15 protein-coding genes are annotated in these 14,754 nt (G+C 60.8%); 5 read left to right on the top strand and 10 right to left on the bottom strand.

Annotated features, from left to right (window positions below; translation table 11 throughout):
* Positions 1-266 precede the first annotated feature (266 nt).
* On the top strand, positions 267-1,100 hold the full coding sequence (locus ACODTZ_RS16280; protein ID WP_113010331.1) for an alpha/beta fold hydrolase: 834 nt from the start codon (positions 267-269) through the stop codon (positions 1,098-1,100).
* Between the two features lie 102 nt (positions 1,101-1,202).
* Here ACODTZ_RS16280 and ACODTZ_RS16275 read toward each other — a convergent pair whose 3' ends face one another.
* The 8 genes from ACODTZ_RS16275 to ACODTZ_RS16240 all read right to left on the bottom strand — a co-directional run bounded on the left by ACODTZ_RS16275 (position 1,203) and on the right by ACODTZ_RS16240 (position 8,065).
* Positions 1,203-2,306 carry a branched-chain amino acid ABC transporter substrate-binding protein gene (locus ACODTZ_RS16275; protein WP_489026787.1) on the bottom strand — a complete coding sequence of 368 codons (1,104 nt, stop codon included), beginning with the start codon at positions 2,304-2,306 and terminating at the stop codon, positions 1,203-1,205.
* Positions 2,303-2,605 carry a hypothetical protein gene (locus tag ACODTZ_RS16270; protein ID WP_489026786.1) on the bottom strand — a complete coding sequence of 101 codons (303 nt, stop codon included), beginning with the start codon at positions 2,603-2,605 and terminating at the stop codon, positions 2,303-2,305. Before ACODTZ_RS16270 ends, ACODTZ_RS16275 begins: the two co-directional genes overlap by 4 nt.
* Positions 2,602-3,663 (bottom strand): alpha/beta hydrolase family protein, encoded by a 1,062-nt coding sequence (locus tag ACODTZ_RS16265; protein WP_489026785.1) that lies wholly within the window; start codon positions 3,661-3,663, stop codon positions 2,602-2,604. The genes ACODTZ_RS16270 and ACODTZ_RS16265 overlap by 4 nt, the downstream gene beginning before the upstream one ends.
* 270 nt (positions 3,664-3,933) lie before the next feature.
* Complete coding sequence (locus ACODTZ_RS16260) at positions 3,934-4,251, bottom strand: ArsR/SmtB family transcription factor (RefSeq protein ID WP_018897310.1); 318 nt, start codon at positions 4,249-4,251, stop codon at positions 3,934-3,936.
* A 93-nt stretch (positions 4,252-4,344) separates the two neighbouring features.
* A complete protein-coding gene (locus ACODTZ_RS16255) occupies positions 4,345-5,100 on the bottom strand; it encodes a HugZ family pyridoxamine 5'-phosphate oxidase (RefSeq protein WP_489026784.1) in 756 nt (251 codons plus the stop codon).
* Positions 5,101-5,132: 32 nt separating this feature from the next.
* Positions 5,133-6,185 (bottom strand): choline ABC transporter ATP-binding protein, encoded by a 1,053-nt coding sequence (choV, locus tag ACODTZ_RS16250; protein ID WP_111562916.1) that lies wholly within the window; start codon positions 6,183-6,185, stop codon positions 5,133-5,135.
* Positions 6,182-7,027, bottom strand: coding sequence for a choline ABC transporter permease subunit (gene choW, locus ACODTZ_RS16245; RefSeq protein WP_489026783.1), 846 nt, complete (start codon positions 7,025-7,027; stop codon positions 6,182-6,184). The genes choV and choW overlap by 4 nt, the downstream gene beginning before the upstream one ends.
* A gap of 81 nt (positions 7,028-7,108) precedes the next feature.
* Positions 7,109-8,065, bottom strand: coding sequence for a choline ABC transporter substrate-binding protein (locus ACODTZ_RS16240; protein ID WP_047506214.1), 957 nt, complete (start codon positions 8,063-8,065; stop codon positions 7,109-7,111).
* A 234-nt stretch (positions 8,066-8,299) separates the two neighbouring features.
* On the opposite strand from ACODTZ_RS16240, the gene ACODTZ_RS16235 reads away from it, so the two are divergent.
* From ACODTZ_RS16235 to ACODTZ_RS16225, 3 genes are all read left to right on the top strand, one after another.
* Positions 8,300-8,902 (top strand): thymidine kinase, encoded by a 603-nt coding sequence (locus ACODTZ_RS16235; RefSeq protein ID WP_047506212.1) that lies wholly within the window; start codon positions 8,300-8,302, stop codon positions 8,900-8,902.
* A 91-nt stretch (positions 8,903-8,993) separates the two neighbouring features.
* Positions 8,994-10,067, top strand: a complete 1,074-nt coding sequence (locus tag ACODTZ_RS16230) for a hypothetical protein (RefSeq protein WP_489026782.1) — start codon at positions 8,994-8,996, stop codon at positions 10,065-10,067.
* A gap of 123 nt (positions 10,068-10,190) precedes the next feature.
* Positions 10,191-11,321, top strand: coding sequence for a DUF2333 family protein (locus tag ACODTZ_RS16225; RefSeq protein WP_489026781.1), 1,131 nt, complete (start codon positions 10,191-10,193; stop codon positions 11,319-11,321).
* A 48-nt stretch (positions 11,322-11,369) separates the two neighbouring features.
* On the opposite strand, the gene ACODTZ_RS16220 is transcribed toward ACODTZ_RS16225, so the two are convergent.
* Both ACODTZ_RS16220 and ACODTZ_RS16215 read right to left on the bottom strand, forming a co-directional pair.
* Positions 11,370-12,089 carry a helix-turn-helix transcriptional regulator gene (locus tag ACODTZ_RS16220; protein WP_112980190.1) on the bottom strand — a complete coding sequence of 240 codons (720 nt, stop codon included), beginning with the start codon at positions 12,087-12,089 and terminating at the stop codon, positions 11,370-11,372.
* 275 nt (positions 12,090-12,364) lie between these two features.
* Positions 12,365-12,877 (bottom strand): TIGR00645 family protein, encoded by a 513-nt coding sequence (locus tag ACODTZ_RS16215; protein ID WP_111562912.1) that lies wholly within the window; start codon positions 12,875-12,877, stop codon positions 12,365-12,367.
* Between the two features lie 152 nt (positions 12,878-13,029).
* On the opposite strand from ACODTZ_RS16215, the gene ACODTZ_RS16210 reads away from it, so the two are divergent.
* Entirely contained in the window at positions 13,030-14,709 is a 1,680-nt protein-coding gene (locus tag ACODTZ_RS16210; protein WP_489026780.1) for a formate--tetrahydrofolate ligase, read from the top strand.
* Positions 14,710-14,754: the final 45 nt, after the last annotated feature.

Here is a 14,754-nt window from a genome sequence, read left to right as displayed (position 1 = left end):
CGCGATAATCTTTTTCGTAGACAAGAAAATCTGAGGTGCTATGAATATGTTTATCGCGATATCGATTATCGCGAAAACAAATGGAGATGAACATGACTGACGACATCCAAAATGCCTCAAGACGGCATGTTATGGTCGCAGGGCTCGGCCTCGTCGCGACGGCCGCTGCCGCCTCCTTCACCAATTCGGCTGAAGCCGCGAGCCACAAGCATTCCGCAGCCGCCAACCAGAAGACAGCTCATTCGACAGGTAAGGACAAGAACGCCATGACCAGCAGCTACATCACCACCAAGGACGGCACGCAGATCTTCTACAAGGATTGGGGCACCGGTCAGCCGATCGTGTTCCATCACGGCTGGCCGCTCAGCGCCGACGACTGGGATGCGCAGATGCTGTACTTCCTCGGCAAGGGCTATCGGGTGATCGCCCATGACCGTCGCGGCCATGGCCGCTCCAGCCAGCCGGGCCACGGCAACGACATGGATACCTACGCGGCCGATGTCGCCGAGCTTGCCGAACATCTGGATCTCAAGAATGCCATCCATGTGGGCCACTCGACCGGTGGCGGCGAAGTCACGCGTTATGTCGGCAACTACGAGAGCCGTGGCCGGATTGCCAAGGCGGTGCTGATCGGCGCGATCCCGCCTGTCATGCTGAAGTCCGACAAGAACCCCGGGGGTCTGCCGCTTGAGGTGTTCGATGGCTTCCGTACGTCAATTGCCGCCAACCGCGCGCAATTCTATCGCGACATCCCCGAAGGCCCGTTCTACGGCTTCAACCGGCCGGGCGCCAAGGTCTCGCAGGGCGTGATCGACAATTGGTGGCGGCAGGGGATGATGGGAAGCGCCAAGGATCAGTATGATTGCGTCGAGGTGTTTTCCGAAACCGATTTCACCGACGATCTCAAGAAGATCAAGGTTCCGGTTCTCGTCATGCATGGCACCGACGACCAGATCGTGCCGATCGCCGATTCGGCACTGCTTGCCGCCAAGCTTTTGAAGAACGGCACGCTGAAGACTTATGACGGCCTGCCGCACGGCATGGCGACCACGCATGCCGACATCATCAATGCCGACCTCCTGAAATTCTTCCAGGCCTGATCGAGGCCGGCTGCGGCCAAGGCCATTTCGAATGATCCGCAAACGAAAACCGGGCGCCCGCGAGGGCGCCCGGTCTGTATTTGATCGCAGAGGCGAGCCGAATTACTCGGCGGAGACGATCTTGCCGGCTTCCCACTTGTAGAGGGAGAAGCTCTGCGAGGTCAGGTCACCGGTTTCGCCGTAGGTGAGCTTGCCGATGGCGGTCGAGATCGGCTCGCCGGCCTTCAGCGCTGTCGCGACGGCTTCGGAATCTTCAGCACTTTTCGCCTTTTCGATGCCGGCCTTGATGACTTCGACGGCGGCGTAGGCGTTCAGCGTGAAGGCTTCGGCCGGGATGCCCTTGGCCTTCAGCGCGTCGGCGGCGGCTTTGGAGTCGGGGCTCTTGGTGGCGTCGACGGCGTTGGTGAAGATGGTGCCGGCGGCAGCATCCGTGCCGATGTTCCAGAACTCGGTGTTCGACAGGCCATCGCCGCCGATGATCACGGCATTGACCTGCAGGTCATGCAGCTGGCGTGCAAGCAGGCCGCCTTCCGGGTGGTAGCCGCCGAAATAGACGACGTCGACCTTCTCGGCCTTGAGACGCGTGGTCAGCGCGCTGAAATCCTTGTCGCCGGGCGAGAGCGCGTCGTCGAGAACTTCCTTGATGCCGCCGGCGTTGATCGTCGCCTTGAAGTTGTCGGCTAGACCCTTACCGTAAGCGCCCTTGTCGTTGATGATGGCGATGCGCTTGTCCTTGAAGTTCTTCAGGACGTAGTTGGCGGCGACTTCGGCCTGCTGGTCGTCGCGGCCGCAGGTGCGCAGAACGTTGGCGAGGCCACGCTTCGTCAGATCAGGGGCGGTCGCGGTCGGGGTGACCATCAGCACGCCGTTTTCAGCGAAGACGTCGGAAGCCGGGATGGCGACGCCCGAGGTGACCGGGCCGACGACGAAGCGGATGCCGTCGCCGACGAGCTGGTTGGCGGCGGAAACGCCCTGCTTGGGTTCGCCGGCGTCGTCAGCGGTCTTCAGCACGACCTTCTCGCCGAGGATGCCGCCGGCCTTGTTGATTTCGTCAACGGCGGTCTGGGCGCCGTTCTTCACCTGGTCGCCGTAAGCGGCAACCGGGCCGGTCAGCGGTGCGATCAGGCCGATTGTGATATCGGCATGCGCCAGCGGCGCGAAAGAAATGGAGGCAACCAGCGCCGCCGTCAGGGTCTTCAGGGTCATTTTGTCTCTCCTTGGATGGGTCTTCGACCCGCGACTGTCCTGCCGCTGCGATCAATCCAGGTCGTACAAACATCCATTTCCGGATGCGCCAAAGACGACGGATTGCGCGCGGCAAACGCGCCAAACGGCCATGTTTGGCTCGAAGGACGCATGGCAAGTTTATTAGGAATTTCGCGTCGATTTAGCAAGAAGATAGAATGGCGATGGCGAATTGTGACGGATTCGATATCCGCGACGCCGAAAATCACGACTTTTTGGGCGAAAAGCCGTGATTTTTCGGCAAAGCTGCTCGGCGTCATTGGTCGGTTAGCGCACTCCCGAGAAAGACCATTATTCTGTCACCCACGTCGCGATGGATCGCTTGTCGATCGGCGCCAGGCGCATCCCGGCAGACAATGCTCTCGCCAGGTGCCTCTTCTTCGATGAGCGCTGCCGCGCCCGGCTTGCAAAGCTGCATGAAACTGAAATGCAAGGCACCTGGAACCAGGGCGAATTGCGTCGTGGTTGGCGGTAGGTGCTCGGCGAGGTAGAAGGAGTCCTTGTTGGTCGCGGCGATGCTGGCTTTCTCCGCAGTCTCGGGATCGACGTTCTCGCCCGCGCCGAGGACAAGGACCGGAACCTTTGCCGCAGCGAGGCTTTCCGACGTCAGGCCGCGTCCGAGGCCGAGGTCCAGCGTGACGATCGCCTTGATTCTGGCGTCGCCAAGATCCGCGCCAAGGGCAGCCATGGAGGCCGCGTCGCGGCCGACGCCCAATGCGGTGAACGTCCTGCAGTAGACGGGGCCGAACAGTCGAGGGCAGTCTTTCATGACCGCCTCCGCGTCAAACCGGCCGCCGCCGAGCTCCATCACGGTCCATCCGCCAAGGGAGTGGCCGATGGCGCCGATGCGGTCTGGCGATATCGAACCTGCAAGGGCAGGGTCTGCAAGAAGCGTATCGATCACCCGGCTGATGTCGCGCGGGCGCTGCCAGAGCGCCACGATGTCTGATGATTGCATGTCGAAGGTGGTCGTGCCCGGATGATCGGGGGCCGCCACGACATAGCCCTTGCCGGCGAGCTCTCCTGCAAGCCAGGCGAGGTTGCGCCAGCTGCCGCCATAGCCATGCGAGAGCACAATCAGCGGGTGCGGGGCGGACGTGGGTTGCGCATCACGGATGACGGGGAGGCCGATGAAGGCCGGTGTCTCGCCAAGGCTTATCGGCTTGGCCGTGGATGCCGTGGGATACCAAAGGCTGATGGAGAGGGGCGGGCTGTCGTCTGTCGCCGCGATGGCGGCTTGGCGAAAGCCTGGTGCGGCGAAGGCCGGGCAGGTGGACAGGCTGGCGAGCAGGGTCAGCGCGATCAGTCGTGTGAACATTCAATGATCTCCGGTTGGAAGGGCTGCCCTTCGTTCTCAGAGAATTCGGTCCGCGGAGACCGATATCGTGTTTCAGGTCCTGATTTTCTTGTTCACGCCGGTCTGTGATGAGGTTTTTGCGGCCTTGAGCGGCGGCTTGCGACGCCGCAGTCGCGTGAGCGCACAAAAAAGGATCGGCAAACCAGAGGTCGCCGATCCATCAATATCAAATGGTGCTAAAAATAGTCAGCCGCTCCATAAAGACGCGACCGGAAACGGTGTGATGGGATATCAGGCCGCGGACTTGGCGCGGACGGGTTCGGCGTAGATCTGGGTCAGGGTTTCGAGAATGCGAATGACCTGATCGGACGTGCTGGAATAGTAGATCGTCTGTGCGTCGCGGCGGGTCTTGACCAGCTTCTGGGCGCGCAGCTTGGAGAGGTGCTGCGACAGAGCCGACTGGCTGAGGCCGACTTCGGTGGCCAGCGCGCCAACGGGGATTTCACCCTTGACCAGATTACAGAGGATCAGAAGTCTCTTGGGATTTGCCATTGCGGACAACAGTGCGGCGGCAACATTCGCGTGAGCGGTCAAATCTATTGTGTCCATAATCATCTTCCCATGGAAACGGAATTCAAAAAAACGTCTGCCTGAAATTGCCGACGGTGAAAACTAGCAAGAGGGGTTCAAGATTGTATATAGCTAAATTTCAGGTATTGAGTATTTCATGTTAGATATATGTGAATAAAGTTCAACGCGGCTGCTGATCGGTGTGTCAAACTCGTGCCGCAGCAGCAAATCGCCCGAAATCACATCAAAACCGGCGCAATCGACTCCACAAATCGCCCATCTGGTGCCCGTACGGGCTTTATGCGCGATCGCTGTTTTCCTTGCCAAATCCGGCTCCAGGGCTAGCAAATCTTGCACTACCTCGGCAGCGTTTTCCGCAAGCTCTTCGTTGGCGTCCGAGCGGATAATCAGCTCTTCTCCGCCCAAAATGTAGGCGCGACCGAAGCCGCCGTTGAGGCTGGCGCTCTCGGGAATCAGCCGGAAAAACCTGAAATCCGGGAAATCGACGTAGAGTTTCGCCTTGGAATGGCGGGCCAGAAAACGGTCACGAATGCGTGTGTGGGCCGCGCTGTCGCGCTCGACGGCTGCCGCGAGGCACTGAGTCGTCAGCCGCGCATGGGCCAGCGGGTCGCCCTTGCCGGGCTCGCCGGTCAGAAGCGAGGCACGCGGATCGGCATCGAGCGCGCGGGTGTGTGCCGAAAGGCCGGAGACGAGAATGACGGGAACGCCATCGAAATCGGTGCCGAGAAGCACGCGGCTGGAGAAGGGGAAGCCGGTCTTTGGGTCGAGGACCGCGATGGCGGCGTAGCGGGCGGAACGGAGAAGAGTGCGCGCCAGCTTGCGCGCGTCTTCGTCCGTTTCCCTGATAACAGAAGCCTGATCTTTCATGTCCACTTTTCTGGCGCAAGCGGACGGCTGGATCAAGCCTGTTCTTTCTTCCTGTGCTGCGTCAGGCCGGCGACGACGTCCTGGGCGGAAATCGTGCCGATGATGGCGCCGTTTTCGACCACGCCGATGCTGCCCGGCTGGCGGGAGAGCGCGTCGAGAATGTCGATCAGCGGGGTCTCGGCCTTGGCCGTGCCGCTGACGCTGGCGCCGCTTGCTGCATCGCCGAGGCCCGCATGCATGACGTCGCGGGCGGTCAGCATGCTGATCGGGTTCATGTGCTGGACGAAATCGGCGACATACTGGTCGGCCGGGTTCTTGACGATGTCCTGCGGCGTGCCGCACTGGATGATGCGTCCGCCCTCCATGATCGCGATGCGGTTGCCGATGCGGAAGGCCTCGTCAAGATCGTGGCTGACGAAGAGGATGGTCTTCTTCAGGCGGCGCTGGAACTCGAGCAGTTCATCCTGCAGGCGGGTGCGGATGAGCGGATCGAGTGCCGAGAACGGCTCGTCCATCAGCAGGATCGGCGCGCCGGTCGCAAAAGCGCGGGCAAGGCCGACGCGCTGCTGCATGCCGCCGGAAAGCTCGTTGACCTTGCGGTCGGCCCATTTGGTGAGGTTGACCAGCTCGAGCTGTTCGGCGACGCGCTTCTTGCGCTCGCCCTCGGCCATGCCGGCGAGTTCGAGACCGAAGCCGACATTGTCGGCCACGGTGCGCCATGGGAGCAGCGCGAACTGCTGGAACACCATCGAGACGGTGTGCATGCGCAGGTCCCGCAGGCCCTTGGCCGAGGTCTTGTAGGGATTGACCGGTCCCGAGGAGGTGTTGACGGTGACCTCGCCGCGCACGACGGGGGCAAGCCCGTTGACGGCGCGCAGAAGCGTCGACTTGCCGGAGCCGGACAGACCCATGAGCACGAGGATCTCGCCCTCCTGGATTTCCAGCGAGGCATCGGCGACACCGAGGACGAGCCCGGTTTCGGCGCCGATCTCGTCGCGGGTCTTGCCCTTGTCGGCAAGGGTGAGGGCAGCTTCCGGCTTGTCGCCGAAGACGATGCTGACATTATCGAAGCGAACCGCGGTCATGCGCCGTCTCCTTCACCCGCCGCGCGGAACATTCGGTCGAGAATGATCGCCAGGATGACGATGCAGAGACCTGCCTCGAAGCCCTTGGCGACGTTGACGGTGTTGAGCGCGCGCACAACGGGAACGCCGAGGCCGTCGGCGCCGACGAGTGCCGCGATGACGACCATCGACAGCGAGAGCATGATCGTCTGCGTCAGGCCGGCCATGATCTGCGGCGTGGCATAGGGAAGCTCGACCTTGCGCAGCACCTGCATCGGGGTCGCGCCGAAGGATTCGGCGGCTTCGACCAGCGAGGGCGGCGTCGAGATGATGCCGAGGCGCGTGAGGCGGATGGGGGCGGGGATGGCGAAGATCACGGTGGCGATCAGGCCGGGCACCATGCCGAGGCCGAAAAGGATAAGCGCTGGTATAAGATAGACGAATGTCGGAATGGTCTGCATCAAGTCGAGGATCGGCCGCAGCAGCGAGTTCACCCAGGGGCGGCGGGCAGCCGCGATGCCAAGGGGAATGCCGACGATCATGCTGACGAAGGTGGAGGCGAGCACCAGCGCCAGCGTCGCGGTCGTTTCCTTCCAGTAGCCCTGGTTCATGATGAACAGCAGCCCAAGACAGGTGAAGACGGCGACGACGAGCGAGCGCCTCAGCCAGTAGGCGATGGCGGTGATCGCCAGCACGACGATCAGCGGGTGCGGCTTCTGCAGGACGAACAGGATCCCGTCGATGACGTGGGACAGCACGAAGGCAAGCTGGTTGAAGAACCAGTCGGCATTGGAGGTGAGCCAATCCACGAAGGCTTTCGCCCAGGGACCAATGGGAATTTTAAAGTCGGTGATCCAGTTCAAGGGCGTGCCTATCCAGAAAGAACAACGAGAGGGGCGAGGATAGCGAAAACGGGGTGGTCAGAGCCACCCCGCCTTTCGATATCAGAGGCCGAGGCTTTTCTTGACGGCGGCAACGCCGTCGCCGCTGCCGTCAAGCGTCTTGACGCCTGCGAGCCACGGCTCGATTGCCGTCGGATTGGCCTTCAGCCATTCCGTCGCGGCCTTTTCCGGCTCGTCGCCGTCGTTCAGGATCTTGCCCATGATCTGGTTCTCCATCGGGAGAGAAAAGACCATGTTCTTGAGCATGGTGCCGACGTTCGGGCATTCCGTCAGGTAATTGGCGCGAACGTTGGTGAACACCTTGGCGCCGCCGAAGTCAGGACCGAAAACGTCGTCGCCACCCGTGAGATAGGTGAGCTTGAAGTTTTCGTTCATCGGATGCGGCGCCCAGCCGAGGAAGACGACCGGCTTGCCGGCCTTCTCGGCGCGGGCAACCTGCGCCAGCATTCCCTGCTCGGAGGATTCGACGACCTCCATGCCCTTCATGCCGAAGGTATCCTTCTCGATCATGCCCATGACCAGACGGTTGCCGTCATTGCCCGGCTCGATGCCGTAGATCTTGCCTTCGAGGTCTTCCTTGTGGGCAGCGATGTCCTTGAAGTCCTTGATGCCGAGCTCGGCGCCCTTGGCGTTGGTCGCCAATGTGTATTTCGCGCCGGTCAGGTTCGGGCCGAAGGATTCGACCGACTTGTCGTCGATGAAGGGACGAACATCCTTTTCCTGCGTCGGCATCCAGTTGCCGAGGAAGATGTCGATGTCCTTGTTCTTCAGCGACTGGTAGGTGACCGGTACGGAAAGAACCTTCACGTCGGGGGTGTATCCGAGACCCTTGAGGATCACGGATGCGGTTGCTGTAGTCGCGGTGATATCGGTCCAGCCCACATCCGACAGATGGACGGTGGAGCAGCTGGCGGGATCAGCGGAATATGCGGCGGTTGCGACAGAGAGTGCAGCAACGGCTGTGGCAGTGATCAGTTTGAATGCGCTTGTCGTTTTCATTTATAGACTCCCAGTCTTACGTTCCCAAGCCAATCACCAATAGCCGAGTTTTACAAGCGACCTCAGTGCGTTTGCGCCGCATTGCGGTATCCGATTGCGACGTGTCGTATTTAATGGATCGCTTGAATTTTGTCAGTTTTGAAGGGGTTTTCAGGCAATTTTCTGTGATTAACGATAGCCGGGGGTTTTCTTGATCGTATCCAGCTTTCAAGAAGCGGAGAGACGGAGAATGCAATGGCGAAGCTCTACTTCAACTACTCGACGATGAATGCCGGCAAATCGACGATGCTGCTGCAGGCCGCGTATAATTACGAGGAGCGCGGCATGCGCGTTCTTCTGCTGATCGCGGCGTTCGACGAGCGGGCGGGCAGGGGCATCATCGGCTCGCGGATCGGGCTGCAGGCCAACGCGGTCGCCTTCGAGCAGGATGCCGACCTCCTGGCGCTGATCGCCGAGCAGGGGGCTGCGGGCGAACCGATCGCCTGCGTCTTCGTCGACGAGGCGCATTTCATGACGCGCGAGCATATCTGGCAGCTGGCGCGCGTCGTCGATCGGCTCAATATCCCCGTCATGGTCTACGGGCTGCGCACGGATTTCCAGGGCAAGCTGTTTCCCGCCTCGCAGGAGCTGATGGCGATCTCGGACGAGATGCGCGAAGTGCGCACCATCTGCCATTGCGGCCGCAAGGCGACGATGGTCGTGCGCCTCGACGGCAATGGCGCGGTGGCGCGGGAAGGGGCGCAGATCGAGGTCGGCGGCAACGAGAAATACGTGTCGCTCTGCCGTCGCCACTGGGACGATGCCATGAACGGCGAGTGGGTCGCCGAGGCGGTGTGAGCGCTCTTTGCGCCTTAAGAGTCAAGGCGCTGCTTCCATTTGAGAATGAACGGCTCTAATTTGACGGCATTCGATTCCCCGGGGATATCAGGTGCGCAAGCCTGTCTCGTTTGACACCACATTTGATGCAGCCAGTGCGATTGCCGACGAACTGCCGGTGAAGGTCAAGACCTGCGCCGATTTCGTCGGCGAGTTCGCGCGCCATCCTGCCGAGATCGACGACGAGCGCTTTTTGGTCGAAAACGAGCGTTTCCAGGGCTTTGCCACTGATGCCAGGAACCTCGCGGAGCTGCTTGCCGAGCTGGTGGCGACGCTGGATGCGATGACGGTCAGGGTGTCGTCGGATCTCGACAGTTTCCGCGGGCTGACGGCGACCGAGCGGTTCATCGGGCATTTCTCGCGCCAACGCATGTGGCGGCGCCACAGCAGCCGGGTCCGGGCAGCACCCGTGGTCGAGCGGCTCCGCGATCTGATGGTCAAGTCCGACAGCGTTGCGGGACTGATCACGCACCATCGCGCCGTCGTCCTCACCGCCCACAAGGAGGCCGAGCGCCGGCTCGTCGATATCGTCGAGCGCCGGCGCCGACTGGTGGACGAGATCGACATCGCCCGCATCCGCATCAAGGAGCTCAATGCCAAGGCGCTGACGACGCAGGGGCGCATCGGCGTCTACGGCAGCAAGGCCGAGTGGGATCGGATGGAAGAGGAGCGCAAGGCGCTGAAGGCGCAGGCCGATGAGGTTTCCACCCGCGAGCATGAATTGCGCGACGAAAGCCAGCGGCGCGAGCGCTTCATCGGGATCTTCCAGCTTCTGGTCGATGGGCTGAACACCGAGATCGGCCAGTGCAACACGCTGATGCGCAAGCTGATGATCGATACGGAAGAGCGCTTGCTGATCTATCAGGCGCAGGTGGATACCGATATTCCGGGCTCCAAGGTGCAGATTTCGTCGGACCTGTTTCCCAGCATTGCCGATGCCATCGTTCTCTTCGAGCGTGACATGCTGCTGCCGCAGGAGATCGAGCATCGCAAGCGTACCGCCGACGCGCAGTTCGGCAAGAAATTTCCTGCCTATGCGCATCAGAACGAGGATGTTCCGGGTGCGCCTTTGATCGACACGATGAAGATCTCCTCGCGGCTGCGCTTCCGGATGCCGCGCCTTTAGGCCTGTCGCCTCTAAACAGGGCCGAAGAAACAATAATATCAGCACGATGTTGCCGTTTCGGATGCGGATGCATATTTGAGAGCGGGTGAAACACGCGCTTTTGGATGCAGAGGGGAATGGGCGATGCTTGACGGAATCTCCGGTTTTTTCAGATCGATCGGCCGGGCGATTGCTCGTTGGGCGCGGCTTTTCGTGGCGTGGGCCTTCTGGCCGTTCATGGCCGCGCGCGGATGGTATGGTCGTCGCAGCTGGCTGGTCAGGCTTCCCGTTATCGGCGTGCTAGCGCTGCTCGTCTTGATGTACGGCTATTTCTTCGTTCAGACGCAGATGTGGACCGGCTTCAACCCGTCCTTCGTCGATCAGTACAAGCTTGCGGAGCGCAAGGTTCAGGTTGGCCAGGAAGTTCCGCCCGCCGAGGGTGCGACCACGCCTGCGGCCAAGACCTGCCAGCGCTCGGCGATCGTCGACGTCACGGCCGATCTCACGGATTTCAACGTCAACCAGAACGCATGGATTTCCTCCATGCTGCTCTATCGGCTCGGTTTCTTCGGGATCGACTGGGATCACACCCCGTTTCTTGACAACAAGGCCTCGTTCCAGCGCGGCGTGAACCAGGCCCTGCGCCGTACCTCGGCTGAACTCGTCGATACGCTCGGCCGTGTACGCGGCACCTCCGGCATCAACAACGACCTGCAGAGCGCGCGCGGTAACCTGCAGTTCGACGAGTACAGCTGGTATTTCGGGCTCAATCCGTTTGGCCCGAAGACGCCGACGCCAAGCTATTATCGCTCGGCGATCGACAGCCTGCGCAAGTTCAATACGGATCTCTCCAATTGTAACGCGGTCTTCGATACGCGCGCCGACAACCTCATCCAGTTCATCGACCGTATCGCCAACGATCTCGGCGGCACCGCCGACATGCTGGCGGAGCGCTCGGCCAACCATGCGAGCGGCTGGTTCGATACGCGCGCAGACGATCGCTTCTGGTTCGCCTATGGCCAGCTCTACGGCTACTACGCCATTCTGGCGGCTGCCCAATCGGACTTTTCGCGGGTGATCGCCGAGCGCAATCTTGGCGCGCTCTATGGCGCGACGAACGCCCAGTTCCAGGCGGCCTTGCGCATCCAGCCTGCGATCATTTCCAACGGACGTGAGGACGGCTGGATCATGCCGAGCCATCTGGCGACCATGGGCTTTTATATTCTGAGAGTGCGCTCCAACCTGGTTGAGATGCGCGCGGTGCTCGGCCGCTAAGGGCGAGGCCGGTGGCGCTGCTCTGGCGGCGCTACATAAGGCTTGGCGTCAGGTGATCAGCTTGTAGCGGATCGCCTTGGCGACCAGCTGGGTGCGGTTGACGCAATCGAGCTTCCTGATCGCGCTGGTCATGTAGGCGTTGACGGTGTGGTCCGATAGCGACAGGATCTGGCCGATCTCGATCGAGGTCTTGCCCTGCGATGTCCAACGCACGACTTCGCGCTCGCGGGCCGACAGGGGCGGATGCTCGCTGCTCTTGGCCGATTTTACCAGATTGAAGGCGTCGAGCGCATGCAGCAGGATCATGGTCAGTTCGTTGACCTCGGTCTGGCCAAGCGGCGCGCGGGTTCCGGAGAACCAGAAAAGCAGGCGATTGCCATCGACAGAACAGACAGGAAAAGCAACGCCAACCTGCATGCCGAATTCGTTCTTGAGATCCTGCAGTTCGGGCGGGAAAATGTCGGACTGATCACGAAGGTTCCAGTAACGCGGGAGGACGGAACTGGACATGCCGGAGGAAAACAACGGCAGCTGCATGAAGCGCGCGCGATCGAAACGGCTGACATAGCTATCGGGCAGGTTTGTTTCGATCAGGAGGGACTTGAGGAGAAAACTCTCGGCTGTCGGTGCATCCATCAGCGTGGCATATTTGAAGCCGAAAGCTTCGGCCGTTCGAACCAGAATTTGGACGAATGCCGGCCGCGTCTTCACGCCTGTGATTTCAGCCGTGAGTAACGACTGTCTTTCCGAGGTAGTTACGTAAGACATCAACTAGTCCATTCGTGCGCACAACTCGACTAATAAGATCTACTATCTGATATATTTGCTAGTCAGAATTTGTGCGGTGCACCGTGATTAAATTAAGGTGTTATAATTTAATCACGAAATATCCGCCTGCGGTTGTTTTTAGTTTTTCTTAAATCAACTAGGTGGAGTTTTTCGTATTCTGGCGCACGAAATACGCGCAAAGGCAAATGGAAATGAAACGATTTGCCTTGCGCGATATGTCGCAGGCGGCCGGGCCGCCCGCGAATCGCTTGGCTCTAGATCTTCGAGGTGTCCTTGGCCTTTTTCATCAGCTGCTCGAGGAAACCGAGCATGACGGCGGAGACCACGAAGGCCAGATGCATGGCGGTCAGCCACATGATCTTGCTGTCGGTGAACTGGTTGGAATTCAGGAAGACCTGCAGCAGGTGGATCGACGAGATGGCGACGATCGACGAGGCGACCTTGATCTTCAGGCTGCCGGAATCGAGCTTGCCGATGAAGGAGACATCGGTTTCGTTGTCGTCGAAGCGGCTGACGAAATTCTCGTAGCCGGAGATCATCACCATGACGATCAGGCTGGCGACCAGCGCCGCGTCGATGAGGCCGAGCATGGCCAAGATCATCTCACCTTCGTCATAGGTGAAGACGTTGATCGCCACCTTAGAGAACTTGTAGGCGAAGGAGATCGCGTAGACGGCCAGCGACAGCGCCAGGCCGAGATAGAAGGCGACCAGGATCCACCGGCTGGACAGAATGATGCGCTCGACGATGAGCTCGAGTGATTTCATGGTTTACCCCCGTAAATGCTGAATCAATGCGTTGGTGATAGAGGCTGTGGGCTGCTGTGCGCAACCGCCGACGCCTTCAAACTTTCGGTATATTTCACCATGCCATTGGCATAAACGTGACCTCTACGAGACGAAATAGATCTGAGGGCGGCATGGCTGAGTATAAAACCGACATCGAGATCGCGCGCGCCGCGGTGAAAAAGCCGATCTACGAGATCGGCGACAGGCTCGGAATCCCGGCGGCTCAGCTCTCGCCCTATGGCCATGACAAGGCAAAGATCAGCGCCGAATTCACGGCCGCGCAGGCGGGCAAGCCCGATGGCAAGCTCATTCTTGTCACCGCCATCAACCCGACGCCGGCGGGCGAGGGCAAGACGACCACGACGGTGGGGCTCGGCGACGGGCTGAACCGGATCGGCAAGAAGGCCGTCATCTGTGTGCGCGAACCGTCGCTCGGACCCTGTTTTGGGGTGAAGGGCGGGGCGGCCGGCGGCGGCTATGCGCAGGTCGTGCCGATGGAGGATATCAACCTCCACTTTACCGGCGATTTCCACGCGATCACGGCGGCGCACAATCTTTTGTCGGCGATGATCGACAATCACATCTACTGGGGCAACGCGCTCGATATCGACGTGCGCCGCGTTACCTGGCGGCGCGTGATGGACATGAACGACCGGGCGCTGCGCGAGATCGTCGCGTCGCTCGGCGGGGTGTCCAACGGGTTTCCGCGCGAGAGCGGCTTCGACATCACGGTCGCCTCTGAAGTGATGGCGATCCTTTGCCTGGCGTCGGATCTTACGGATCTCGAAGAACGTCTCGGCAACATCATCATTGGCTATCGCTTCGACAAGACGCCGGTATTCGCGCGCGATCTGAAGGCCGATGGTGCCATGGCCGTGCTTCTCAAGGATGCGATGCAGCCGAACCTGGTGCAGACGCTGGAAAACAATCCGGCGCTGGTGCATGGCGGCCCGTTCGCCAATATCGCCCACGGCTGCAACTCCGTCATCGCCACCAAGACGGCGCTGAAGCTTGCCGACTACGTCGTGACCGAGGCGGGCTTTGGGGCGGATCTCGGCGCTGAGAAATTCTTCGACATCAAGTGCCGCAAGGCCGGGCTGAAGCCGGATGCGGCGGTGATCGTGGCGACCGTGCGGGCGCTGAAGATGAATGGCGGCGTCGGGAAGGGCGATCTCGGGCGCGAGGATGTCGGCGCTGTGACGCGCGGCTGCTCCAACCTCGGCCGTCACGTGGCCAATGTCCGCAAGTTCGGCGTGCCCGTCGTGGTCGCCATCAACCACTTCGTTTCCGACACGGATGCCGAGGTGCAGGCGGTGAAGGCCTATGTCGCGCATCTCGGCGCGGAAGCCATCGTCTGCCGACACTGGGCGGAAGGCTCGGCCGGGATCGAGGAGCTGGCCTGGAAGGTGGTCGAGATGGCCGAATCCGGCGCTGCCAAGTTCGCGCCAATCTATCCCGATGCCATGCCGCTCATCGAAAAGATCGAGGAAGTCGCCGCCCAGATTTATCATGCCGGCGAAGTCAGCGTGCCGAAGACGGTGCGCGACCAGCTGCAGGTCTGGGAAGAGCAGGGCTATGGCGATCTGCCCGTCTGCATCGCCAAGACGCAATATTCCTTCTCGACCGATCCCAACCTGCGCGGCGCGCCGGAGGGGCATGTGGTTTCGGTGCGCGAGGTGCGACTATCGGCCGGCGCCGGCTTCGTCGTCGTCATCACCGGCGAAATCATGACCATGCCCGGCCTGCCGAAATCACCCGCCGCCGAGCGCATCCATCTCAACGAAGAAGGCGCGATCGAGGGGCTGTTTTGATCTCTCGCATCAATTGAAGATGCTCGGTTTCCGATTCACCTGATG

It is taken from the genome of Rhizobium sp. FG113, assembly GCF_057809895.1.
Note: the sequence above shows the minus strand (reverse complement) of the source record. Positions and strands in the feature narration are given on the sequence as shown.